This window comes from Ferrovum sp. PN-J185, assembly GCF_001581925.1.
In the GTDB taxonomy this organism is placed as follows: domain Bacteria; phylum Pseudomonadota; class Gammaproteobacteria; order Burkholderiales; family Ferrovaceae; genus PN-J185.
Map to the genome: position 1 here is coordinate 54,020 of NZ_LQZA01000002.1, position 24,523 is coordinate 78,542.

Consider the following 24,523-nt stretch of genomic DNA (forward strand, 5'->3'; position numbering starts at 1 on the left):
TTAATTTAATAGTTCCCTCTTAAAGAGCCAAATCATATAAAGAAAAATCGTCGGGGTAACGTAAATAATTAGGAATGCAATGTGAATAGCTGTTCCGACAAGCAGTCCTTGTGATGATGATCTTCCTAGCATAATAAACGCTGAAATGACCGACACATGAAACGTTCCGATTCCAGATGGTGCAGCCGGAATCATTAGCCCTACTGCTCCTGCAAACAGAACCAAAATAGCCTCATTATAATGAAGAGTTACCCCTACTATATGAGCAATTAACATGTAAGATGGTACATAAACTGTTAACCATATTACAATTGTTAACAATGTAGGCTTAAGCATAATTGATATGCTTAAATTGCCTGAAATGTCTCGAATTAAGTGTATTAATCGTCTTTCTAAACCTTCAAATTTACCTATTTTCTTAAAAAATAGCCGTAAATATTTTAATAATATTTGATTAGCATACTTAATAAATAAGGTCAAAATTACTAATATAAAGAATCCCACTACTACCGTGTAGATAAAAATTTGAGAGAAACCAACCCCTGTATTTTTTAATAAAATAATCGATAGAATCCCAACTATCATTACAGTCATCAAATCGATCATCTTTTCAATTAGTAGCCTGCTTAAGCCCATTGTATGGCTAACTTGGCCGGTAAGATGACTGTAGTGCACACGTAGAAGATCACCACCACGGAAAGGTAAAAACATGTTACCACCGGCACTTAGTAACGAGGCAATCAGTAAGGTCTTTGTGCACAAAGCACTACCTATTAACCAATTCCAACGTAAGCCAGTCAACCATAAAATTAATAAAGCTAACAATATAAATAGTATTACTGTTTCTATTGAAATATTTGGATTAAATAGCCTTATAGTATTGCGCCAATTCGATGTTTTAAAAACGATAAAAACGGAAGCAAGACTCACAAATATTGATAATATTTGTAGCATATACTTCTTCCGAACAAATATTTTCACTAGGATACTTTTCTAACTGTAACTGGTTTTATTACAGACCAAAAATTCTTCATCTTATATAGCAAAACTATTAAGTTAATAAAATCAAGCAATTTTTAGAAGACATGAATTATTCATGATAATTCAAAGTTTGAAAACCATGATTCTTAACGAGTTCATCTCGTTCGGCTGACTTAAAGTCTGCATTTACCATTTCTGATACCAGTTCTTCAAAGGTGGTTTTAGGAGTCCAGCCCAGTTTTTCTTTTGCTTTAGTGGCGTCTCCTAGTAACGTTTCCACCTCCGTTGGTCTAAAGTACTTAGGATCCACAGCTACTATGCGTTTTTTACCATTATCGGTTTTTAAATAACCTTCCTCTTTAACACCTTGACCTTGCCAATCAATTTGCATATCTAGTTCATTAGCTGCAGCATTCACAAAGTCTCTGACACTATATTGAATACCGGTGGCAATCACAAAATCCTCTGGTTGATCTTGTTGTAGCATAAGCCATTGCATTTCTACATAGTCTCTAGCATGACCCCAATCCCGTTTAGCATCAAGATTACCTAAGTATAGGCATTCCTGTAAGCCAAGTTTTATTCTAGCCAATGCTCGAGTAATTTTTCTGGTAACGAAGGTCTCCCCGCGAATTGGTGACTCATGGTTAAACAATATACCATTACAAGCATACATCCCATAAGCTTCTCTATAGTTAACAGTTATCCAATATGCGTAAAGTTTGGCTACCGCATATGGGCTTCTGGGATAAAAGGGAGTAGTCTCTTTTTGTGGAGTTTCTTGTACTAAACCATAGAGCTCTGAGGTACTGGCTTGGTAAAAACGGGTTTTCTTTTCAAGTCCTAGAATACGAATGGTCTCTAAAATCCGTAACGCTCCCAAAGCATCCGAATTAGCCGTGTACTCCGGTTCCTCAAAGCTCACTGCCACATGGCTCTGAGCCGCTAAATTATAAATCTCATCAGGCTGAGTCTGCTGAATAATACGTACTAAACTAGAACTATCCGTTAAATCTCCATGATGTAGGAAGAAACGAACGTCTGATTCGTGTTGATCTTTGTATAGATGATCAATTCTATCGGTATTAAATAGACTCGTACGGCGCTTAACCCCATGAACAATATAGCCTTTATTAAGTAGTAACTCAGCGAGATAAGCACCATCTTGTCCTGTTACACCTGTAATTAGAGCGACTTTGGGTTGATTGGTTGACATAACTGTTTACAGAGCCTTATTAATGTTTAAGTAAGAAGTCTTGATAGGCGAGTTTCAGTCCATCTTTTAAGCTGATAGTTGCCTGCCAACCCAAAGAATTAAGGCGGCCGCTATCCATTAACTTTCTGGGCGTACCATCGGGTTTGGAGGAGTCAAACAGGATTTGTCCATCAAACCCCACTACCTCTGCGATAGTGTGAGCGAGCTCACTAATAGTGATGTCTACTCCCGAACCTACATTAATGTGACTCAGCATGGGTTCAGTATGTTGATCATAAATAGCTTTATCTAAATTCATCACATGAATGGAGGCTGAAGCCATATCATCCACATACAGAAACTCTCGTTTTGGGATTCCAGTTCCCCAGACAGTAACACTACTCGCTTTATTTACCTTAGCTTCATGAAAGCGGCTAATGAGTCCGGGTATCACATGTGAGTTCTCAGGATGGTAGTTATCCCCAGGGCCATACAAGTTGGTGGGCATCACACTGCGATAGTCGATCCCATGAGATTGCCCATACTGACGATTAAAGCTTTCACATAACTTAATACCCGCAATCTTCGCTATGGCATAAGGCTCGTTGGTGGACTCTAAGGTGCCCGTTAACAGTTCTGCCTCGGTCATGGGTTGCTTGGCAAACTTTGGATAAATACAACTTGAACCTAAAAACAGTAACTTCTTTACCCCAGCTCTAAAAGCAGCTTCAATAACATTGGCTTCTATCATGATGTTTTGATAAATGAATTCAGCAGGAAAAGTGTTGTTAGCATGAATACCACCTACCTTAGCTGCTGCCAAATAGACTTGATCTGGTTTTTCAGACACAAAGAATTCTCTTACAGCAGATTGATTAGTTAAATCTAATTCACTATGAGAACGGGTAACTATATTCTTAAAACCTAATTGCTCAAGTTCTCTTACAAGACTTGAACCCACCATACCACAGTGACCTGCAACATAGATTTTTTGATTGAGATTTTGATTCATTAATGGTTAATTTATTTAATATTGCTTGAAGTAATTTAACTGCTTTTACTTATAATTTTTACCCGGCATTACTACTTCAATTTTATTTTCAAGAGAGCGCTAACCCCGTTTAGCGCGTCCTTAACCTTTCTCAGTCAAAGCACGCTCAAGCGCTTCAATCTCACGTGCCACTCGCTCATATTCCTCATATTTGAGCACCAAAAACGCTTGCGTTAAACGCATTTTCTCTCGCAAGCCACGCGGCGTTAACACATACACATACTTCCATCTATGTTGCGACCCTTTAAAGTTCTGCACCTTCATCAAGCCTCGATCAATCAAGGCCTGCACACAGTAATTCACAGCACCCAGACTTAATTTCAAGTTACTGGCCATAACACGCTGCGAGTGATGAGGATGCTCTTTCACATAAGCCAAAATAGCAAGCTCGTTAGGATTGGGAGTTTTCAATATTAAATTTAATAACTCTTAAAGACGCTACCGCCCTACCAGAGACAGGGTATATTTTAAAATCACTCTAAAATTTAGATACGTTCACTTATTGAACAATTCTATATTATTTATCTCAACGATGACAATTTAATAACATACACTTTACTCATCAGCGGAGATTTTCAAATAGGCCGGCAAAGAATAGCGCTTCAGTAACATATATAAAAGTGTATAGCACAGCACAAACAGGCTACATATCACCTGCAGCGCGCTGGTGTCTGTGCGATAAACTAACGCCCCCATCACAGGAGGGACTGTAATCACCCACAAATAAGGGGAAACAATAGAATTGCTACTATTACACAACTCACTTGCCTCTTTACTCCTACGCCCCTGCAGAGAATCAAATAACAGCTGATGCAAATGACGGCGATCAGGATGCCCTAAGTGAGCGCGCGTTAGCACACGGCGCAGCATACTAAAAAGCGTTTCGGTAACAGGGTAAATAACGAGGGTCAGGGCACACCAAGGCGAGAGATCGGGATGAGTATTAATCAACTGGATTAAACACTCAGCCGCCATGACACCAATAAAATAGGCACCACCATCACCCAAAAAAAGTAGTCCGCGGGGATAATTAAATAACATCACTCCCAAGATGGACCCCATAAAGATTAAGCTTTGTAACTGTAAGGCGCTATCTTGTAGCTGATGGGCAAGATAAGCGATAGCACCCAGCACAATTAGTGCGATGCCAGCAAGTAAGCCATTCATACCATCAATAATGTTAAAGGCATTAGTCAACCCACCCACCGCAAAGGCGCTAAAGGCCATGGCAAAAACAGGCAATGCCAGTACAGTATCGAAGGCTGCCACATCCACTCTGTTAATGGAGGCATGCATCATGGCAACACCAAGAACACCGGAGAGCATACTCGCCAACAAACGCCAAGTAACACCCATACTGTGACGAACATCCTCCATTAAACCAAACAAAAAAGCCGGAAAAGAAACGATTAACAGACACAACTCTGCTTGCACATTTTGTGCGAAGAAAAAGTAGTTTACCGCCACCGCCACAATCACTGACAGCCAAATAGCCAATCCGCCAATGCGCGGCACGGGATGAAGATGAGACTTTTGTATGGCAGTGAGATCATGATCATGAGTCATGTGAGCATGCATGTATTCGTAACGAATTATTACGAAGGCAACAAGAAGGGATGCAAAAAAAGCCACGCACAACAAAATCATAATAAGGCTCAACTCCCCCAATATTTTATTGTTTTTGTAGTAATTTTATTTTATACCAAATACATGACTGGTTATTATTATTAAATAATTGTTACTTAGTCATGACATTTTGTAAGATACCATACTTAACATTGTCGTAGATAATAAAATTAATTATTAAATGTAATGACGAATAACAAGTGAATGACTTACAACAGCTTAACTTTGACAGTCTGAAAGAGTACCATGGAGTTTGGTGTCACATCACAGTGATTGTGACAAACTAAAGTGTAACTTTTTATTTCAAAGAGTGATTAAAAGTACGGCGCCGCGCCTCAAAATAACCATCAAGAATAGCCTGTTGACTGGCTGTTAAATGATGATAAAGAGTATTAAAGCGCTCAGAGATAATGTGCAAATGATGATCAAGCCTATCTACTCGTTCCATACGTGCTGCAAAGTATTGTGGAGCGGTGAAACTGGGTTGGCTGTTTTCCGCATGAAGAAGTGACTCGTTATCAGTGACATTGTCTAACACACTTTGACGGTACTCTTGCCAATAAGGCTCTTCACTGGCAGTAATAGATATTCTTGCCTTTAACCTATCAAGACGCTCATTAACTTTATTTAAGTGGTCACTTGAAGGCAGAGAGGCTGCCTGTAGAGCAAACCCCATGACGAGAGCCAAATAAACACTACTAGATAATACCCGTGAGAGGGAGCGCATGATTGTATGTTGTAACATAAGGCTAATTAATCTCCATCCATATCACCGAAACCACCAAAGCCACCGAATCCACCAAAGGGACCAAACATACCCATTTCAGGGGGGCCGAACATCGGCTCCATGCCTACCATGGCACCTGGCTCAGTAAAATCGGGCGCATCACCAAAGCCATCACCGCCCACAAAGCCTGGGCCCATACTCATACCAGCACAACCGGCAAGAAGAGTCAGTGTGAGTAACAGTAATGTATAACGTAAGAAAACAGTTTTCATATAAACATAATAACCAGAAATCCTGTTACTAACCTTTATAAAATGTAATTAAGATTAAGGGATTTGATGAGGTATTTTAAAAAGGTATTGCTCTGGCTCTTCACAGAGATCTTTGCGATCTTGGACTTTGACTTAGTACACACTATTTTACTTGCTCGTTCTTTGTTGAGGGAAACCCAATGTCGCCGACTTTGAATAATGGTGACACGTTGTCTCTTGATGTGGTTTATGGCGACATGAATTAGACATATGTCGCCAAATTCAAAAAATATCGACACATTACCTGGACGTGTCGTTCATATCGCAACAACATGAGAACATGTCGTTAAAAATGTCTTTTTAAATCATGAGAAATACTAGTATGCCCTGGACTCCCGAAAAGCAGCACAACAGCCTCCCTCCCTTACCTCCTGCTTAGAAACTGGAAAGCAGGGCCGTTTTGAAGGTATGCATCAACGCACGGGTAGCTCTAGCCGAGCTCAAACAGGCTGCGGGATTGATACCTAATCAAACCATGCTGATTAACACAATCCCACTGCTTGAGGCAAAGGATAGCTCTGAAATTGAGAATATTGTTACAACGACCGATAAGCTTTTTCAATACGCACTAGGGGAAGCCCAAGCAGACCCAGCAACCAAAGAAGCACTTCGTTACCGATCCGCACTGTACAAAGGCTATCAATCATTAAAAAATCGCCCAATTTGTACAGCAACTGCTGTTGAAGTCTGCAGTACGCTCAAGGGTGTAGACATGGATATCAGAAAAACACCGGGGACACAGTTAATAAATGATAGAACTGGTGAGATCATTTATACGCCGCCAGAAGGCGAAAATACTCTACGTAATATGTTGGCTAACTGGGAACAGTATATTCACAATGAGGAAGAGATTGATCCTCTCGTTCGTATGGCCGTTGGACATTATCAATTTGAAGCTGTGCATCCATTTATTGATGGTAATGGACGTACGGGTAGAGTGATCAACATTTTATATTTGATTCAGCAAGACTTATTACCATTACCTATTCTGTCTCTTAGCCGGCACATCATTTTAAATAAGAACGACTACTACACACTTCTGCTTGATGTAACTCGTTTTGAAGCGTGGGAGCCTTGGATACTGTTTATGCTTAAGGCAATTGAAGAAACCTCTCACTGGACAAGAGAAAAGATTGTGGCGATAAAGAGTCTCTCGGACCACACCACACAATTCATTCGACTTAAACTGCCAAAAATATATACCCGTGAATTGGTTAATGTTATTTTTGAGCAACCGTATTGCCGAATTTCAGATTTAGTAAACAAAGGAGTAGCAAAGCGTCAAGCTGCCTCTCGGTATCTAAAAAGCCTCGTAGAAGTTGGTGTTCTGAATGAGATCAGCGTAGGAAAAGAAAAGATTTTTATTCATCTAAAATTGATGAGGCTCTTAAGTCACGATACCAATCAGTTTGAGGGTTATAAATAACAGAGTAATTACATTGTTTGTTTACTCAAACTTAACTTAAGAAATAAACAATTAGAGCGCAGTCACTCGTGTGCTAACGGAAATTTAGTGAATACATCTTACTTTTTATGTTCAGGCATAGCAAAACGATGGTGCTTTAACTCTTCACAGGGATCAGCCCGATCTTGTGCTGGAACATAATAGACTGAAGTAAACGCTTTTTGAGGCTCATTGTCGGTATTGCCCTCTTCCATCACAGCAATACTAACCACTTTTGCCTTAGGATCCAAAACCTTTAACCAGAAAGGGACTGCCAAATCCTCACGCAAATGACCATTGCCTGCGACCAATATCACTGGCAAATGGGTATCTCGATGAGCGGCAACAATGGCTTCCGCCATCGATCGATCTCGCTCAATTTGCGCGCTCGCCATGGGGGACACCATCTCTTTTGGCAGCATATTGCAATGCCCCTTCTCAACTCGCTCTTGCATGAGTTTTGTCATACTACTGTGCCATTCTGATGGCAAGGTAGAAGCCTTTACTTTCCCTGTCATCAGCGACATCATCTCGCTTTGTGAGAGATTGGTGGCAATTAACGGCAGATTTTGCTCAACAGCCATCTTAAAGAGGGGCTCATAAAAGGACCACTGCCATCCCTTAAAGGAAAAGCTCCCTGCTTTGGCTAATTCTTTGAGTTGTCCTTCATTCACTGTGTTGGCTTTAGATAGTAAATCCTGTTCGGTAACCGTTAACAGCGCTTGGTTTTCACGATCGAGTTGTTCCATAGCAAGAGCAAAATGCCCTTTAGTGACAAGCGCCTTGAGCCACTCCTGTCTTAAGGCATGGCCTGCAGCATTGTCATGTACCTCTCCCAACAAAATATAATCAGCATTAGACCAATTTTGAATGGTATTTAGATCAGGTGATGCTGGGCTTTGTGCATACACCAACACGCTCACAACAAGCATACCCACTGCAGCTACAATCTGTTTCATAACCAGAATACCTTATATTATATTTATCCTATTATTGCATCTTATTGATCTACCAGTAATAACTGTTACGTAGACTTTAATAAGAGATGTACTTCTTGTTTTAATTCCTAATAACTACCAAGAGTTTGTTCAGATTTTTGATTCAATCATTTTATGAGATATAAAAAGACACTTAGAGTTGTTGTTTTCGTGATTTATAAATAACCTATAGGTTCTGTTTGCATTTACTTTTAAAAACCTATAGGTTAACATATAACCATTAAAACGTTACCTTAAGGTTTCTATGATAAAGCAATTTCGTGATCTTCAGCTACAACAAATGGACGCACTTCTTAAGACCTGGAAAGCGACACAATTGAGCGTTCGCCCCAAGTCTGGATGGGTGCGTGCCATACGAGAGTCTTTGGGTATGTCTGCTGCAGCCTTTGCAAGGCGCCTAGGTATGACACCAGCTGGTGTTCGCAAACTGGAAAGTGCAGAGGCGTCTGACGCCATCACTTTAGCCAGTCTACGCAAGCTGGCTCAGGCCCTGGATTGCGAGTTGCAATATGCATTGGTGCCTCGCACCAGCCTGGTGCAGCAGGTGAAAAACCGAGCTGAAACAGTCGCTCGTGAGCGTTTACGCCCGATTGCACATTCTATGGCGCTGGAGGACCAAGCAGTCCAAGAGCCACAGAATAAGCTTCAGCTTGAGCTGGCCATCAAGGATCTGATTGAAGGTTCGCGTCGCGAGCTGTGGTGAGATTTTACACATGGAATTTCATTACGCGCCTGGGGCAACCCCAATCGATCCAGACGAAGCCGCAGGTCTGGTGCCGACGCATATTACAACACAAAGCGATCTAAATGCATGGGAGCAGGTCAACATTGCTCAGGGAGCTCGCTGGGCTGCACGACAGAAAAAACGAGACCTACTGGAGGAGGGGTTTATTCGCGAATTGCATCGCAAGATGTTTGATAAGACTTGGGCTTGGGCGGGAAGATTTCGCCACAGCAATAAAAATATTGGAGTGGACTGGACGCAGGTTGCAGTGAGGTTACGCAACTTGCTGGACAATTCAAAATATCAAATTGAGAACCATGTTTACGATACCGATGAGATGGCGGTACGGTTTCACCACCAACTGGTGTGGATTCACGCCTTCCCTAATGGCAACGGACGCCATGCCCGTTTGATGGCAGATTTGTTGGTCATGCGACTTGGTCGTCCACGGCTGACGTGGGGCGAAGGTGAGGCCACCATCACCACAATGGGAGTACTTCGCGATCAATACCTGACAGCCTTGCGAGCAGCCGATCACGGACAATTTAACGATTTGATTACATTTGCCCGCAGTTGACTACAGGGATCTTCAATAAAGTTGGATGGTGGTGAGTAGGACATTGAGGTCGGGAAAGTAAATCCTGATTTTGATCAGAAACAGTAAACCTTATGAGTTTTCCTAATTGATTGAGCTTATCCCATTTGGTTCTAATGAGTTTTAAGTGCCTGCTCTCGGGTGTTCAATACTAAATAAAAGGACATGACAGTGGGGAGAGCTAATAAAAGATATACCCATCTAAATGCCTGTTGTGAGGCGAACTCAAAAATGAGTCGATCGTGTCCACTACCTGCGGGTTGCATCATTAACTCTTTAATCATATCTATACCCATCTTTTGATCAAGGGGTAAATAATATTGCAGTAAAGCAAGCAAAATACTGGATAACACAGATACGCCAATGGTGGCACCCATGGAGCGAAACAGCGCTGTAGTGGCTGTGGCAATACCAATGGTCTGTTTTGGCACAGCATTTTGAATAGCAACCAAGGTGGTAGGAAATTGCCCACCAATGCCCACACCGGAAATAAATAACATCACACAAAACCAGAAAGTATTACCAGAAGGAGTGAATGCCACCACAGCTACTCCTAGTAATACCATGGCCTGACTGATTAGTTGATAGCGCTTATAAAAGCCTGTGCGCGTCATGAGCTGTCCACAAATAAACGCACCACAGGGCACTGATAGCGACAAGGGCAATAAACGCCAAGCTGTATCACTGGCTGTCATGTTATTTACCATACGTAGCTCTAAGGGCACCAAGATGGTCAAAGTTAAAATTTGCATAAAGGCCACGAATAACACCCGGATCCCCACTGAAAACTCTCTCACATCTAGAAGACTTAAGGGAATCACGGGCTCTTTAGCGCGTTTTTCTACATAAATAAATAAAATACCGCCTAAGAGCGAAAGCATGATTAACACCACCATGCTCTCTGTGACACGACCATATTGTCCTAGCAAGGTAAATGCCGTTAACAGTAATAGTAAGGTAATAGTGAGAGTAAAAATACCTGCCCAGTCGAGCTCCTTTCTAATGTTAGGTACCGGCAGAACTCTAAGAGCGCGCCGCGAGATGATCAAGGCCACCAAGCCAATAGGTAAATTAATCCAAAAAATATAGCGCCATGATAGTGAATGGGTTAATACCCCACCAAATAAGGGACCAATAACACTGGCTATAGCATACATCCCACTAATATAGCCCTGATATCGTCCACGCTCGCGCGGCGGGATCACATCTGCCACAGTGGCTTGCGCCAGAGAAATCAGCCCTCCCCCACCCACACCTTGCACCAAACGCCAGATCACCAGCATGAACATACTGTGTGACAAAGCGCAACCAATTGATGCCACTAAAAAAATACCAATTGATGAACTTAATAATAAGCGCCGACCATAAAGATCTGAGAGCTTGCCATAAATGGGCGTTGCCAGGGTTGAGGTGAGCAAATAACCTGATATCACCCATGACAACCACTTCACATCAGCAAATTCATGAGAAATATTAGGGAGAGCAATACTCACAATGGTTTGATCCAAGGCCCCTAAGAAAATAGATAGGATTAGACCTGTGATAATGGAGCGTATCTGTTGTTCAGTATAGTGTTGCAAGATAAGTTAACTTTTTAAAATTGATGTCTTTTTGAGCGCCATAATACTCTTAATTTTAAGGCTCTTCATTACGAACCATGTATCCTACCCTAACAACTTAATCATGTGGTTGACAGGTAAAATCGCGTGTACTTATGTGAATCTGACAAGTCATGCGATTATGACCCTCGGTATCCTTCACATTCAGCATAGATTGCCCTGATACTTCGCTGTAAACTAAAAAACCAAAGTGCTGATCATTGACCTCTTTACTAATGTGAGCGGTATTTTGTACAGCATACCCCGTAAGATTTTTTGCAGGAAAGCGATCTTCAAGGCTAGTGCCGCCCATCCCTGAAACAATATTCAAAGGTAGTCCTGACTCTCTATAATTACTTATGGCAAAGGTATGAATGTGCCCTTGTATAAAGAGATCAAATTGGTCCATGAGTTTAGGCTTTGCCTGTAACAGTGCATTATATATTTCTGTGGTGCCACCGTTCCATCCCAATATGTGGCTATAGGCGTAACCTAAGGATGGATGATGCAGTAGCAACCAATGATGATACTGTGGTTGTAATAATTCCCCCACCCTATTCATACTACGAACAAAATCTTCAAAATGCGCTGTAGGATGTAACTCTTGTATTTCTGCAGAATCAAACACGATCCATTGTAAAGAGGGATTAACAATAATGGAGTAGGGCTGATCCATATCAACAGCATTGGGTTTCACGCAAGCATGTTGTGGATTATAAGGATAAGGATCGAGAAAGCGAAACCATCCCTGCCCCGCCCGATGACAGGATTCATGGTTGCCTCTCACAAAGACCATGGGAGTGGTTAACATCATCTCTCTCATAGGCTTAAAGACATCCTCCTGCCAACTCTCCCATCCGTACCCATGCACACTACCCTGACAACCCTGGGTGATACAACGACTTTCGCGATAAAGATAATCACCCACATGAATCAATACATCAGGCTTTTCTGAGGCGATTGATCTTGCCACAGTCTGTAGTGGCCATGCTTGAGGGTCATTACACCCTTGATAAGAAAAAGGAGCTTTAATACGACAGCCCGTATCGCCAATAACGGCGATTTTGTTAATGTGTGCTGGTAATAATGGTAATGGTTGATTATCTAGTGTTAATTCTGTGATATTGATGGGTTTTACTAACTCACACACCGCCACAGGAAAATAAGACGGATTGTCATGATTGGCGTCACTTGCCACACGCAAAGTCATGCCATACGCCTTATCTTTTGAATAGAGTGTTGGACAGTGATTGTCATCAACAATGACTCGTATGATTTGTGTGTTATCAGGCCCCACCACCACATAACTATATAAATTCTTAGCCTGTGCCGAGGAAAGGGTGAGCGCAACGCACAACACCATCAAAATAAAGGTAACGATTTGTCTATTCACCATATGTGATTCTTTTTAAATTAGATAAAATCCATCAAGTAAGATAGTGTCAATATGTTTACTGATTACTACCTTGATAAAACCAGTGGTAGTTTATAGGTAATTGCACTCTCCATAAAACCTCTTATTTTTGCAATAGTATAGAAACGACTAAAAAACCACTAAAAGATGAACCTATCACTAACTCGTACAATCATAATTCACTGAAATCAAGTTACTTGTTAAGTTATAGCTGTGGCTTAGTCATGGTTAAATTGACTAAAAATCTCCTATAAGCGAAAGTCTACAAGTCTCAGTTATAAGTTTTAATTAACATAACCTGTTAATTTATGATGAAGATATATTGTTAACCCCAATCAATTAGAGTTAATCTAGTTAGTTTCCAAACAAAGTAAAGTTGCGATTATGCCATTTGTTAGTCTTAACCCCACCACTGAAGAGTTAATCAACGAATACCGTTCCATCAGCTCGGAAGAGGTTCATGCTCAATTGAGTATGACCCATCAAGTCCAACAGCACTGGAAAACCACCAGTTTTGCGCATCGTAGCCAGTGTTTTAGACAATTGAATGACGTTTTGATGGCAGAGCGCGATGAATTAGCTCACATCATGACCACTGAGATGGGTAAGCCCATCAAAGAATCGCGCTCCGAAGTGGAAAAATGTGCTCAACTGTGTTTGTACTACGCGGATCAAGGGGAAAAATTCCTGCAAGCGGAAACCTTGATTAACGAAGACAATGTGGTTGCTGAGATTAATTATTTTCCGCTTGGCTTGGTGTTTGGCGTGATGCCGTGGAATTTCCCGTTATGGCAAGTACTACGCTTTAGTGTTCCAGCGATTATGGCAGGCAATGGTGTCGTCTTCAAACATGCTCCTAACGTACCGCAAAATGCTATTAAAATCGTCGAATTATTTGTAAAAGCTGGTTTTCCCGAACATTTAATTAGCCACTTGATGATTGAAGACGAACTAGTCAAAGAAGTCATTAATAGCCCCCATGTTCACGCTATCACCGTAACCGGATCCGATCGTGCAGGGCGAGCTGTGGCATCTCTCGCGGGAGCAGCGCTTAAAAAATGTATTCTGGAGCTTGGTGGCTCTGATCCCTTCGTGGTTCTTGAGGATGCTGATATTGCCTGGACTCTTAATCAGGCCATGACTTCACGCTTCACCAACTGTGGACAAGCCTGTATCTCTGCAAAACGCTTTATTGTAGTAAAAGAACTCTACGATGCCTTCAAATCACAGCTTGTTGCCCTCACCAAAGAACTCACTGTAGGTAACCCAATAGATGAATCCGTTAAAATCGGCCCACTTGCAAGACGCGATTTACGTGACCAATTGGCTAAACAAGTGGCTTTAGCCATTGATAATGGTGCCGTAGCCTTAACTGGCGGGACAATCCCTGCTATGCCTGGCTGGTACTACGAACCTACAGTGTTAGAGAACGTGACGCCTTCATCTCCTGTTTGGAACCAAGAATTGTTTGGTCCCGTTGCTATTCTCATTAAGGCTGATAATGAACAACAGGCTCTTGAGCTTGCCAATGACACGCCCTATGGTTTGGGTTCTAGTGTCTGGTCAAAAAATATTGATCGAGCACGCACTATTGCCGACCAAATTGAAGCAGGGGCTACTTTTATTAATTCGTTAGTGCGTTCAGATCCACGCGTACCCTTTGGTGGCACCAAACAATCAGGGTTTGGTCGTGAACTCTCCTCCCATGGCATCAGAGAATTCACGAATATCAAAACCCTGTGGGTTAGGTCACTTTAGTGCCTAAAAAAAGCTGGTAGGCAGGATTGTTAGTCTCTTCCACATAAGGGTAGCCAAGGCCCACTAAAAATTGTTGAAAGGCTTTGTTTTCTGATGGCGGGACTTCTAAGGCCACCAATACCCGACCATAATCTGCGCCATGGTTACGATAGTGAAAGAGACTAATATTCCAGTTCTCACTCATGTTATTAAGAAAGCGCGTTAATGCACCGGGTCTCTCAGGAAACTCAAAACGGTATAGGCGTTCGTTTTTAACCCGTGGCGCATGCCCCCCCACCATATGGCGCACATGAAGTTTGGCCATTTCATTGTCCGTTAAATCCACGCAATCAATACCGTGCTGTTTGAGCTTTTTAAATAATTGCTGTTTTTCTGGTTGGTGAGCAATACTTACCCCCACAAAAACCTGTGCTTGAGCACTATCTGCATAACGATAATTAAACTCAGTGACAGAACGATCGCCCAATAAGTCACAAAAAGCCTTAAAGCTACCTGGCTCCTCTGGGATCGTAGCAGCAAATACAGCCTCTCTCTGCTCGCCAAGCTCTGCTCGCTCAGCAATGAAACGTAATCGATCAAAGTTTATATTGGCGCCACAGGCAATCGCCACCAAATTCTGATTTTTAAGTTTATCTCGCTTTACCACATATTTCATTCCAGCAACCGCTAACGCTCCCGCAGGTTCCAACACTGCTCTTGTATCATCAAAGACATCTTTAATGGCCGCACAAATCTCATCCGTTGAAACCGTGACAATTTCATCCACCCACTCTTTACATAACTTAAATGTTTCAACTCCCACCTGACGTACTGCCACTCCATCAGCGAAAAGCCCCACTTGATCCAGTTTCACCCGACGATTAGCAATGAGGGACTGGCGCATGGCATCAGAGTCAACGGGTTGCACACCCACAATACGCACATCAGGACGCAGTCTTTTGACGTAAGCCGCCACCCCTGAAATAAGTCCACCCCCACCAATGGCCACGTAAATAGAATGAATGGGTTTGGAGTATTGGCGCAATATCTCCATGGCAATGGTTCCCTGCCCTGCAATCACTTCTGGATCATCATAGGGATGCACAAAGGTATATCCCTTTTGTGCGGCAAGCTTTAAGGCATACTCGTAGGCTTCAGAGTAAGAGACGCCATTTAATACCACTTCAGCGCCGCGCGCTTTTACTGCGTCGATTTTAATAGAAGGGGTGGTGATAGGCATAACAATCACAGCACGCATGCCAAGACGCTGTGCTGACAAGGCAACACCTTGAGCGTGGTTGCCGGCACTGGCTGCAATCACTCCTTTTTTAGCTTCTTTAGGAGTGAGAGACACCATCTTGTTATAGGCCCCTCTTAATTTAAAAGAAAAGACAGGTTGCATGTCTTCTCGTTTAAGTAATACTGTATTGTGTAATCGCTCAGTTAAATTAGGAGCAATTTGTAGTGGTGTTTCTATAGCCACGTCATAGACGCGCGTGGCATTGAGAATTTTTTCTAAATAATCGATTTTCATTTAATATTTGTTTAACTTATAACTACTAACAGTATATATTTAAGTAAGATGCAAAACAGAAACTATCTTTTATTATCAACGAACAGTCTTCTCTTCAGCAAGCTCACCCTGAGGACAGGCTTAAAAAGTCGTGATTTCACCATCTTTAGCTTCTTACAAACCAAGCTTTTTAGTGATATAACTTTTATGCATTTGAACGAGAATAAGCTAACCAAGCTAACTTAACCATACTAGGATGCAGAATACCTAATTTAGGATTTTGACCATACGGTGCATGAGGCGGTACAGAAAAATAATGATTGTTGTATGGCAAATTAATTATTTTGCTCAAATCAAATTTAGTATCGTAACTCAATCCAGCACTTAAATATGCAGCAGGGTTTTCATGTTTTGTTATACGAAATTCACCTTTATATAATCGATCAGTTTTTTTGCTTGTGCCATAGGCTACACTTACAATAATTTTACTTTCTTTATCCATCCCAACTAGTGTCACAAGACTTGGTCTTGGTTTGGGTTTCGGATGAATACTGTCCGGGAAATGACACCAGAGAATGTCACCAGCTGTAGGCTCTGGCCACCATCTCATCAAATACTTTCCGTGTCAAAGAGATTACTACGTACAACTATATCTTTAAATTTTGGTACTGATTTTTTAATTTGCCTAAATTGAGCTTTAGTTATTGCTCCCTCGTCTTCTTCGTATTGGGGTAATACTTTAGTGGCCAAGTCATGTAAAGCCAAATGAATGAGTTGAGTTTCATCAACACCCAGCACTTCAGCTAAACGCTTCGCAGTGGCTCGAGTCACGCCGGTAGCACTGTCTTTTAAGCGATATCGAAATGAAATTTGCGCGCTAAGAGTAGTCATATTAACCTTTCATCAATAGATATCTTTAAGATATAGATATCTTAAAGATATGTCAAATCGAACAAGTACTTTGTTTAAATTATTCCAACAGAAGACTTCATATAGATTAAATTTTTTCAACATCTAATAAACAATTAGTTGATAATAAATATTGAGTCATTTTAAACGACGCGTTATCCTGACAAGTAAGGAGAGAGATAATGACGCAAGATGAACTTAAACAACAGGCTGCTAAAAAAGCCATCGATTACGTTCCAGATGACGCCATCATTGGTGTTGGTACTGGATCCACTGTGAATTTCTTTATTCAAGAACTCGCAAAAGTTAAACACCGTATTGAAGGTGCCGTATCAAGCTCAGAAAACTCTACTAAACTACTTAAAGCAGCAGGAATCCCTGTTTATGATTTAAACAGCGTTGATGAATTGCCGGTCTATGTGGATGGAGCTGATGAAATTACTGAACACTTTGCCATGCTAAAAGGGGGAGGTGGTGCTCTCACTCGCGAAAAAATCATTGCTGCTGTGGCAAAACGATTTGTATGTATTGCTGATGAGAAAAAACTGGTTCCTCTTCTTGGCCAATTTCCTCTCCCCATAGAGGTTATACCTATGGCGCGTAGCTATGTGGCTCGTGAGATAATGAAGCTTGGCGGCCAACCTGTTTTACGTCAAGGTTTTGTGACTGATAACGGTAATATTATTTTAGACGTACATCATATGACGATACTTAACCCAGTGGAGCTTGAGGATAAAATCACTGCGATTACTGGAGTCGTTATGTGTGGGCTCTTTGCTAAAAGACCTGCAGACACGTTAATTTTAGCGAAAAGTGGTGGTGTGAGTGTTAAGGAACGTTTAGCATAATACTGAGTCTTAATTATTATAAAAATGAAACATTTAGCTTTCACTGATGAAGAGGGCAAACTATGTCAACAACACTGCACACAATAAAACAGTTTGATGTGGAACTTGAGGCTGTTCGTGCCAAAGTTCTTGAGATGGGTGGTTTAGTCGAAGAACAGATTGAAAAAGCCGTTGAGGCCTTACATGAAGCTGATTTAGCTTTGGCTGATCATGTTATTGCAGAAGACCACCATGTTAATGCCTTAGAAGTAAGCATTGATGAGAACTGTACTTTTATTATTGCTAGACGCCAGCCCGCTGCCAGTGACTTACGGTTAATTATTGCTATCATTAAAACCATTACTGATTTAGAGCGTATGGGTGATGAAGCAGAAAAAATTGCGCGTATGGCTAAAATGATTCATACCTCAGAGCGACTCATGCATACACGTCCTGTGGATTTACGTCATGTGGCTCAGCTTGCGGTAGACATGCTTCGCCGTGCTCTGGATTCTTTTGCCAGGTTAGATACCAATACTGCCATGCAAATTTTGCGTGATGATTTAGATGTGGATGAATCCTTTAGAGGGATTTTGCGCCAACTCATCACTTTCATGATGGAAGACCCTCGTACCATTTCTAATTCAATTGAGCTACTCTTTGCCGCCAAAGCCATTGAGCGTATTGGCGACCATGCCAAAAATATTGCTGAATACGTGATTTTCCTTGTTAAAGGAAAGGATGTGCGTCATACCTCGGTTGAGGAAATCGAAAAAGAAGTTGTCGCACCACTTTTCTAATCACATTAAGCCTTGGGTGGAACGTAACCCGAGGCTTGTTCTGCTCCATCGCCAAAGAAATGCGCTTCCATTTGCTTAGCTAAATAAGCACGAGCGGAGGCATCAGCTAAATTAAGGCGGTTTTCATTGATAAGCATAGTTTGATGGCGAATCCAGCCAGCCCAAGCTTCCTGAGAGACTTCATTATAAATACGCATACCAAGCTCTCCTGGATAGGGAGGTCTATCTAGTCCCGGAGCTTCTTTTTTTAACTTAATACAATGTACTGTTCTTGCCATAATATTCTTTCAAACCTTTAAGCCAATTGTTTAACAAACACTTTTGAGCGACGCTGATAATTATAGAGTTCTTGTTTTTTCTTAGGTAGTTGATCAATAGTGGTCTCTAAAAATCCTCTTTCCACAAACCATTGACCTGTACGGGTACTTAGCAAAAAGAGCCGTCTAATCCCCATGCTTTTAGCTTGTAACTCAATATATTTAAGTAACTTATCACCACGTCCAATATTTCTAAAACCAGGATTGATAGCAAGGGCTGCAAGCTCTGCTGATCCTTCTTCCGTGAACGGATATAAAGCCACACAACCAATAATCTGCCCCTCATGAAGCATGACAGAAAAGCGATGAATTTCTGATTCAAGCAGAGCACGGTTACGTTTAACCAGTACCCCGTCTGCTTCTAAGGGCTCAATTAATCGGACTAAGCCTGGAATATCATCAGCAGTGGCGGCCCGTAATACATCATTCATATCACGGGTCACCATCGTACCAATACCTTCACGGGTGAAGAGCTCTTGAATCAGCGCCCCATCTACATGACGACTAATTAAGTGAGTTTTTGTGACTCCCTGTTGGCAGGCTTTCACAGCACAGGGTAAAAAGAAAGCCACATCCTCTGTTAATTGTTCAGGCTTATTAAGCAAGGCTTCAGCTTCAATAGCACTCATTTCTGATAGAGTCTCACCTAAAGCATTCAGTACACCTGGCGTGTCTGTCATGAAAATAAGTTTTTCTGCTGAAAGAGCAATAGCCGTAGCCGTAGCGACTTCTTCTACAGTTAAATTGTAAACTTCGCCTGTGAGAGAGTAACCAAGAGGGGGTAACAGCACAATCTCTTGATCATCAAGACGTCTTCTAATACCCACCGCATCCACTCGTCTGACTAATCCCGTGTGCTGAAAATCCACCCCATCTACCACACCAATTGGACGAGCCATCACAAAATTACCACTGGCAATACGTATTGATGATCCTGCCATAGGGGAATTAGCAATACCCATGGACATCTGTGCTTCAATTTCAAAACCCAGTGTTGCAGCAGCCTCTATAACACAACCTAAGGCTTCTGAATCCGTCACCCTTACCCCTTTAACATAACGTGGTTTTAATCCTTTTTGTTTAAGACGTGCCTCAGTTTGGGGACGGGCACCATGCACCAGCACCAAACGGACACCTAAACTTTGTAGCAAGTTAAGATCATGAGTGAGGGCAATAAATTTACCATCAGCCACCACCTCACCGCCAAAAGCGATCACAAAAGTACGATCACGAAAGGCGTGAATATAGGGTGCTGCTGAGCGAAACCAGTTAACAAAAGAGTCTGTTTTATTCATAGTTATGATTATAACGATACGGGCTTATTTAGCTAGTAAAATCTCCCCATAGTTGTTGTGCTACAGAGAGAATCGCAAGACCTGCTGTCTCTGTTCTCAACACCCTAGGACCCAATCTGATCGAACTAAATTGGTAACGCGCCAACAGAGTCATCTCCTCAGGACTAAACCCCCCTTCAGGCCCCACAGCGAACACCACTGACTCACCCTTTTGATAAGTTAACTCCCTCATGGTCACACTGGCTTGTGGATGTAACACTACTTTTTTATCTATACTAAGATGAGATGTCCATGATTCTAATGATTGTGGCGTGTGAATAATGGGGATATGATTTCTACCGCTTTGCTCACAAGCACTAATGGCAATATTGAGCCAGCGCTCAACTCGTGGCTTCACTTTATCTTGCGTTAATTTAACCATTGAGCGTTCTGTCATGAGCGGCATTATTTCTTTTACACCAAGCTCCACAGCCTTTTGAATTACCCAATCCATTTTGTCGTGATTGAGTAATGCTTGAGCTAAAGAAATGGTTAAAGGCGACTCACGGTTTTCCGTAGATTGAGCAATGAGTACTACTTCAGCCGCCTGTTTGGTGACACTTACAATTTTTACATGGTATTCCGTAGAACTCCCATCAAAAAGAGTTATCTCATCATCAATGGATAAGCGTAATACCCGAATGGCATGATGAAAAACCGCATCAGGCAGTGCCCAACGCTGTTGGTTGGGAATGGGTGTAGGACTGTAAAAACGAGACATAGCAACCTTATCCAGCAATCTATTAATAACCAACTAATGCTATCATGGCACTATGCGTTTACCTTTAATTAATTTAATTAAATCCGTTGCCAAACAAGAGGTTGTACCCCGCTATCATCAGGCACTGCAACACCGTAAATTAGATGGCAGTATTTGTACTGAAGCTGATCTCTGCACTCAGTCAGTACTCTCCACAACACTACTCAGTCTTAAACACTGCCCTATTCTGGGGGAGGAAATGAGTACTGAGGAGCAATTGGCCATATGGCAATCACATGATGACTATTTATGGTGTATTGATCCCATTGATGGCACCTCAAACTTTGCTAATGGCATTGACTACTTCGCCATCTCTGTGGCTCTTCTTTATCAAGGTATACCGGTACTAGGTGTGGTCTACAACCCCATCACCGATGAAGCTTACAGTGCTGAACAAGGTGGTGGGGCATGGTGTAATGACACGCCACTCACCCAGAAACCTCGCTCAAAAGCTCTTCATGAAGCTATAGCTTCTGTGGATTTTAAGCGCTTACCCAAAGATCTTGCACAGCACTTAAGCATTCAACCACCCTATGCCTCACAAAGAAATTTTGGTGCCTGTGCTCTTGAATGGTGTCATGTGGCTGCAGGTAAATTTGATGTTTATCTCCATGGTGGACAAAAGCTATGGGATTACGCTGCTGGCTCTTTAATTTTAAAAGAGGCTGGCGGGGTATTTTTAACGCTAAACCAAGAACCTTTTTGGCATCAGCATCAACCCTGGCAACGCTCAGTGATTGCAGCGCATGACGCTCATTTATTTGATCAATGGCTTAATTGGTTTAAAAGCCATTCTTTTTAGGATAAATAATATGGCTCAACAAGTTTGGTTAATGAAATCAGAACCCGAAGAAGTCAGTATTGATGATGTACTGGCCATGCCCAAAAAAACTGTGGCATGGACTGGGGTCAGAAACTATCAAGCACGTAACTTTATGATGCGTGATATGCAAGTGGGTGATATTGTTTTGTTTTATCACTCAAGCTGTCCGCAGCCTGGCATAGTGGGTCTTGCTAGAGTAGCTAGCAAGCCTTACCCTGATGCCACACAATTTGATCCCACTTCTAAATATTTTGATATGAAAGCCACGCTGAATAAACCTCGCTGGTTTCATGTGGATGTACAAATAACTCAAAAAACGCGCTGGATTGGCCTTAAAGAACTGAGAGATCAACCGCAACTCTCAAGTATGCGCCTGTTAGCAAAAGGTAATCGACTATCGATTACTCCCGTGAGTGAAGAGGAGTGGCAAGTTATCCAAACATTACTCTAACTTCTGACTCATCATGTTTTTTAGTCAGCGTCAGGTCTGTTGGCGGATATCACTCTATTTGGTGAGATATTGCCACGCCTCAAGGTATTTATTGTGTGTCACTTGAATCACATCAGGTGGCAACAGTGGCGCTGGAGGCGCTTTATTCCATTTAATTTTTTCTAACCAATTACGTACATATTGTTTATCAAAACTCTCAGGACTGGTGCCGACTTGATAAGAGTCTTTAGGCCAAAAGCGTGAAGAATCGGGAGTGAGCACTTCATCCATTAAAACTAACTCACCCTGGTCATTTAAACCAAACTCAAACTTAGTGTCGGCAATAATAATACCTCTTTCTAGGGCATAATCCGCCGCCCGTTGATAAAGCTTAATTGAGATATCTCTTACTTCAGTGGCAAGTTCTTGTCCCACAGCGCGACAAGCTTGTTCAAAAGAAATATTTTCATCATGATCGCCCACTGCCGCTTTGGTGGCTGGGGTAAAAAGAGGCTGAGGTAATTTGTCAGCGCGTTGTAGCCCATCAGGCAGCTTAATACCACACACACTATGACTATCTTGATATTCTTTCCAACCGGATCCTTCTAGGTATCCACGTACCACAGCCTCTAACGGCACACCCTTTAGACGCTTTACCACCACCGAGCGGTCTTTTACTTGATCCACTTCTGACGGGGCAACTACTGACTCTGGAGCGATGCCTGAAAGATGATTAGCGATAAGGGGCTCAAACATCTTGAACCAAAACAAACTAAATTGATTGAGGATTTTGCCCTTTCCTGGAATACCATTTGGAAAGACCACATCAAAGGCCGATAAACGATCTGTGGTGATCATTAATAAATGGTCATCGCCAACGGCGTAAATATCTCTAACCTTACCTTTAGCAACCAATGGTAAAGAAGTAATGTTTGTTTCAATTAATGCGTTCATGTTAGATGTGAGTGCTCGCCAACTCGAATAATTTTAAGAGTATTCGTTCCCCCTGGAATACCAATAGGTTCACCAATCGTGAGCAAAATGATATCACCAACGGACACAGCCCCTAAGGCTAACAGCTTTTGCTCTGCCATGGCAATAACTTCTGCAGAAGAACGGTTCTCATGTTGGAAATCCAAGGGATATACCCCTCGAAATAACGTCACACGACGCTGCGTACTCTCATTGGGAGTGAGAGCAAAAATAGGGACATCCATGTCAGAGCGTGACACCAATAACGCGGTGGTGCCACTTTGAGTAAGTGCTGCGATGGCTTTAACTTGTAAATGTCTCGTGGTATGAATAACCGCTCGCGCAACGGCTTTTTCTACTCGGTCGATGGGATCATTATCGAGAATCGTGACCTCCGGCATGGCTTCTTTTTCTGCCTCATTACATACTCTGGCCATAGCGGCAATGGCTTCCACTGGAAACTGACCGGCAGCAGACTCAGCGGATAACATCACCGCATCCGTTCCATCCAATACGGCGTTTGCTACATCTGATACCTCAGCGCGAGTGGGGACTGGACTTGAAATCATGGATTCCATCATCTGCGTTGCTGTAATGATGGTTCGATTCATTTGTCGTGCTAAACGAATCATGCGTTTTTGTAGGGCAGGGACCACGGCATCCCCCACTTCAACGGCCAAGTCTCCGCGCGCCACCATGATGGAGTCGCTGGCACGAATAATATCTTCAAGCGCATCAATGGCTTCAGCGCGCTCAATTTTAGCTTGGATTTGCGCTTCCCAGCCAGCCTCCTTAAGTAGACGTCTTGCGTAATCCATATCATCGCCTGATCGTGGAAATGATACCGCGAGATAATCCACTTTTAATCGTGCTGCAAGGTGAATGTCTTGAATATCTTTATCGGTCAAGGCAGGTGCTGTAAGCCCACCACCACGACGATTAATACCCTTGTTATTGGACAACACACCACCTTGTACCACTTTGGTGAAGACTTGGTTACCGACCACTTGAATAACGGTTAACTCGATTTTGCCGTCATCCAGAAGAAGTGCATCCCCTGCTTTTACATCCTGAGGGAGAGCTTTGTAATCCAAGCCAACACGGGTTTCATCCCCCAATTGACAATCAGCATCTAAAATAAACTCAGCATGAGGCTGTAATGTAATGCGCTGATCCTTGAATTTACCCACCCGTATTTTAGGCCCCTGCAGATCACCTAAAATGCCGACGGTTCGCCCAAGTTTTTTGGCAATACGTCGAATCAGTTCTGCTCGTGCTAAATGATCTTCATCCGTACCATGAGAAAAATTAAGGCGGGCCACATCCATACCCGCCAAAATCATTTTCTCGAGCACTTCAGGAGTGCTTGAAGCAGGCCCAATGGTGGCAACAATTTTGGTGCGTCTTGGCATACTCTCCTCTCTCCCTATTCTATTT

The 24,523-nt window shown here is 42.2% G+C and carries 25 protein-coding genes and 1 pseudogene; 8 read left to right on the forward strand and 18 right to left on the reverse strand.

What is annotated here, in order from left to right; genetic code table 11:
* The 7 genes from FV185_RS04940 to FV185_RS04970 all read right to left on the reverse strand — a co-directional run bounded on the left by FV185_RS04940 (window position 1) and on the right by FV185_RS04970 (window position 5,852).
* Complete coding sequence (locus FV185_RS04940) at window positions 1–954, reverse strand: lysylphosphatidylglycerol synthase transmembrane domain-containing protein (protein WP_067494412.1); 954 nt, start codon at window positions 952–954, stop codon at window positions 1–3.
* 136 nt (window positions 955–1,090) lie between these two features.
* Window positions 1,091–2,197 carry a GDP-mannose 4,6-dehydratase gene (gene gmd, locus FV185_RS04945; protein ID WP_067494415.1) on the reverse strand — a complete coding sequence of 369 codons (1,107 nt, stop codon included), beginning with the start codon at window positions 2,195–2,197 and terminating at the stop codon, window positions 1,091–1,093.
* 19 nt (window positions 2,198–2,216) lie between these two features.
* Complete coding sequence (gene fcl / locus FV185_RS04950; RefSeq protein WP_067494418.1) at window positions 2,217–3,188, reverse strand: GDP-L-fucose synthase; 972 nt, start codon at window positions 3,186–3,188, stop codon at window positions 2,217–2,219.
* 120 nt (window positions 3,189–3,308) lie between these two features.
* Entirely contained in the window at window positions 3,309–3,638 is a 330-nt protein-coding gene (locus FV185_RS04955; protein ID WP_082787039.1) for a MarR family EPS-associated transcriptional regulator, read from the reverse strand.
* A 144-nt stretch (window positions 3,639–3,782) separates the two neighbouring features.
* The gene (locus FV185_RS04960) at window positions 3,783–4,874 is read right to left on the reverse strand and encodes an MraY family glycosyltransferase (protein ID WP_067494421.1); all 1,092 of its coding nucleotides are present in this window, start codon (window positions 4,872–4,874) and stop codon (window positions 3,783–3,785) included.
* Between the two features lie 277 nt (window positions 4,875–5,151).
* Complete coding sequence (locus FV185_RS04965; protein ID WP_067494424.1) at window positions 5,152–5,598, reverse strand: hypothetical protein; 447 nt, start codon at window positions 5,596–5,598, stop codon at window positions 5,152–5,154.
* A gap of 8 nt (window positions 5,599–5,606) precedes the next feature.
* On the reverse strand, window positions 5,607–5,852 hold the full coding sequence (locus FV185_RS04970) for a hypothetical protein (protein ID WP_067494428.1): 246 nt from the start codon (window positions 5,850–5,852) through the stop codon (window positions 5,607–5,609).
* Between the two features lie 346 nt (window positions 5,853–6,198).
* Here FV185_RS04970 and fic point away from each other — a divergent pair.
* Window positions 6,199–7,317, forward strand: a pseudogene (gene fic, locus FV185_RS04975) (protein adenylyltransferase Fic).
* Window positions 7,318–7,415: 98 nt separating this feature from the next.
* Here fic and FV185_RS04980 read toward each other — a convergent pair.
* The gene (locus FV185_RS04980) at window positions 7,416–8,294 is read right to left on the reverse strand and encodes a ChaN family lipoprotein (protein ID WP_067494431.1); all 879 of its coding nucleotides are present in this window, start codon (window positions 8,292–8,294) and stop codon (window positions 7,416–7,418) included.
* A gap of 319 nt (window positions 8,295–8,613) precedes the next feature.
* On the opposite strand from FV185_RS04980, the gene FV185_RS04985 reads away from it, so the two are divergent.
* Both FV185_RS04985 and FV185_RS04990 read left to right on the forward strand, forming a co-directional pair.
* Window positions 8,614–9,036, forward strand: a complete 423-nt coding sequence (locus FV185_RS04985) for a mobile mystery protein A (RefSeq protein WP_229347547.1) — start codon at window positions 8,614–8,616, stop codon at window positions 9,034–9,036.
* Window positions 9,008–9,634, forward strand: coding sequence for a mobile mystery protein B (locus FV185_RS04990; protein WP_197457783.1), 627 nt, complete (start codon window positions 9,008–9,010; stop codon window positions 9,632–9,634). Before FV185_RS04985 ends, FV185_RS04990 begins: the two co-directional genes overlap by 29 nt.
* Window positions 9,635–9,765: 131 nt before the next feature.
* Here FV185_RS04990 and FV185_RS04995 read toward each other — a convergent pair whose 3' ends face one another.
* Both FV185_RS04995 and FV185_RS05000 read right to left on the reverse strand, forming a co-directional pair.
* On the reverse strand, window positions 9,766–11,232 hold the full coding sequence (locus FV185_RS04995; protein ID WP_197457784.1) for an MDR family MFS transporter: 1,467 nt from the start codon (window positions 11,230–11,232) through the stop codon (window positions 9,766–9,768).
* 97 nt (window positions 11,233–11,329) lie between these two features.
* Window positions 11,330–12,646 (reverse strand): metallophosphoesterase family protein, encoded by a 1,317-nt coding sequence (locus tag FV185_RS05000; RefSeq protein ID WP_067494443.1) that lies wholly within the window; start codon window positions 12,644–12,646, stop codon window positions 11,330–11,332.
* 402 nt (window positions 12,647–13,048) lie between these two features.
* Here FV185_RS05000 and FV185_RS05005 point away from each other — a divergent pair, with 402 nt between their 5' ends.
* Window positions 13,049–14,422, forward strand: coding sequence for an NAD-dependent succinate-semialdehyde dehydrogenase (locus tag FV185_RS05005; protein WP_067494446.1), 1,374 nt, complete (start codon window positions 13,049–13,051; stop codon window positions 14,420–14,422).
* On the opposite strand, the gene ilvA is transcribed toward FV185_RS05005, so the two are convergent.
* From ilvA to FV185_RS05020, 3 genes are all read right to left on the reverse strand, one after another.
* Entirely contained in the window at window positions 14,409–15,935 is a 1,527-nt protein-coding gene (gene ilvA, locus FV185_RS05010) for a threonine ammonia-lyase, biosynthetic (RefSeq protein WP_067494449.1), read from the reverse strand. The genes FV185_RS05005 and ilvA overlap by 14 nt on opposite strands.
* A gap of 184 nt (window positions 15,936–16,119) precedes the next feature.
* The gene (locus FV185_RS05015; protein WP_067494452.1) at window positions 16,120–16,524 is read right to left on the reverse strand and encodes a hypothetical protein; all 405 of its coding nucleotides are present in this window, start codon (window positions 16,522–16,524) and stop codon (window positions 16,120–16,122) included.
* The gene (locus FV185_RS05020; RefSeq protein WP_067494455.1) at window positions 16,524–16,805 is read right to left on the reverse strand and encodes a hypothetical protein; all 282 of its coding nucleotides are present in this window, start codon (window positions 16,803–16,805) and stop codon (window positions 16,524–16,526) included. The genes FV185_RS05015 and FV185_RS05020 overlap by 1 nt, the downstream gene beginning before the upstream one ends.
* Before the next feature lie 200 nt (window positions 16,806–17,005).
* On the opposite strand from FV185_RS05020, the gene rpiA reads away from it, so the two are divergent.
* A complete protein-coding gene (rpiA, locus tag FV185_RS05025; RefSeq protein ID WP_067494458.1) occupies window positions 17,006–17,671 on the forward strand; it encodes a ribose-5-phosphate isomerase RpiA in 666 nt (221 codons plus the stop codon).
* 62 nt (window positions 17,672–17,733) lie between these two features.
* Window positions 17,734–18,450 (forward strand): phosphate signaling complex protein PhoU, encoded by a 717-nt coding sequence (gene phoU / locus FV185_RS05030; protein ID WP_067494461.1) that lies wholly within the window; start codon window positions 17,734–17,736, stop codon window positions 18,448–18,450.
* A 5-nt stretch (window positions 18,451–18,455) separates the two neighbouring features.
* Here phoU and FV185_RS05035 read toward each other — a convergent pair whose 3' ends face one another.
* The 3 genes from FV185_RS05035 to FV185_RS05045 are packed head-to-tail and all read right to left on the reverse strand — an operon-like array spanning window position 18,456 to window position 20,822.
* The gene (locus FV185_RS05035) at window positions 18,456–18,728 is read right to left on the reverse strand and encodes an oxidative damage protection protein (RefSeq protein ID WP_067494464.1); all 273 of its coding nucleotides are present in this window, start codon (window positions 18,726–18,728) and stop codon (window positions 18,456–18,458) included.
* Window positions 18,729–18,745: 17 nt separating this feature from the next.
* Window positions 18,746–20,062: an amino-acid N-acetyltransferase gene (gene argA / locus FV185_RS05040; RefSeq protein ID WP_067494467.1), complete on the reverse strand. Its 1,317-nt coding sequence runs from the start codon at window positions 20,060–20,062 to the stop codon at window positions 18,746–18,748.
* Window positions 20,063–20,090: 28 nt separating this feature from the next.
* Window positions 20,091–20,822 carry a 16S rRNA (uracil(1498)-N(3))-methyltransferase gene (locus tag FV185_RS05045; protein ID WP_067494471.1) on the reverse strand — a complete coding sequence of 244 codons (732 nt, stop codon included), beginning with the start codon at window positions 20,820–20,822 and terminating at the stop codon, window positions 20,091–20,093.
* Between the two features lie 52 nt (window positions 20,823–20,874).
* Here FV185_RS05045 and FV185_RS05050 point away from each other — a divergent pair, with 52 nt between their 5' ends.
* Together FV185_RS05050 and FV185_RS05055 are read left to right on the forward strand one after the other, a co-directional pair.
* Window positions 20,875–21,663, forward strand: coding sequence for an inositol monophosphatase family protein (locus FV185_RS05050; RefSeq protein ID WP_067494475.1), 789 nt, complete (start codon window positions 20,875–20,877; stop codon window positions 21,661–21,663).
* A gap of 10 nt (window positions 21,664–21,673) precedes the next feature.
* Window positions 21,674–22,135 carry an EVE domain-containing protein gene (locus FV185_RS05055; RefSeq protein ID WP_067494479.1) on the forward strand — a complete coding sequence of 154 codons (462 nt, stop codon included), beginning with the start codon at window positions 21,674–21,676 and terminating at the stop codon, window positions 22,133–22,135.
* 54 nt (window positions 22,136–22,189) lie between these two features.
* On the opposite strand, the gene FV185_RS05060 is transcribed toward FV185_RS05055, so the two are convergent.
* Window positions 22,190–23,068: a phosphoribosylaminoimidazolesuccinocarboxamide synthase gene (locus tag FV185_RS05060; RefSeq protein ID WP_067494482.1), complete on the reverse strand. Its 879-nt coding sequence runs from the start codon at window positions 23,066–23,068 to the stop codon at window positions 22,190–22,192.
* On the reverse strand, window positions 23,065–24,498 hold the full coding sequence (gene pyk / locus FV185_RS05065; protein WP_067494485.1) for a pyruvate kinase: 1,434 nt from the start codon (window positions 24,496–24,498) through the stop codon (window positions 23,065–23,067). The genes FV185_RS05060 and pyk overlap by 4 nt, the downstream gene beginning before the upstream one ends.
* Window positions 24,499–24,523: the final 25 nt, after the last annotated feature.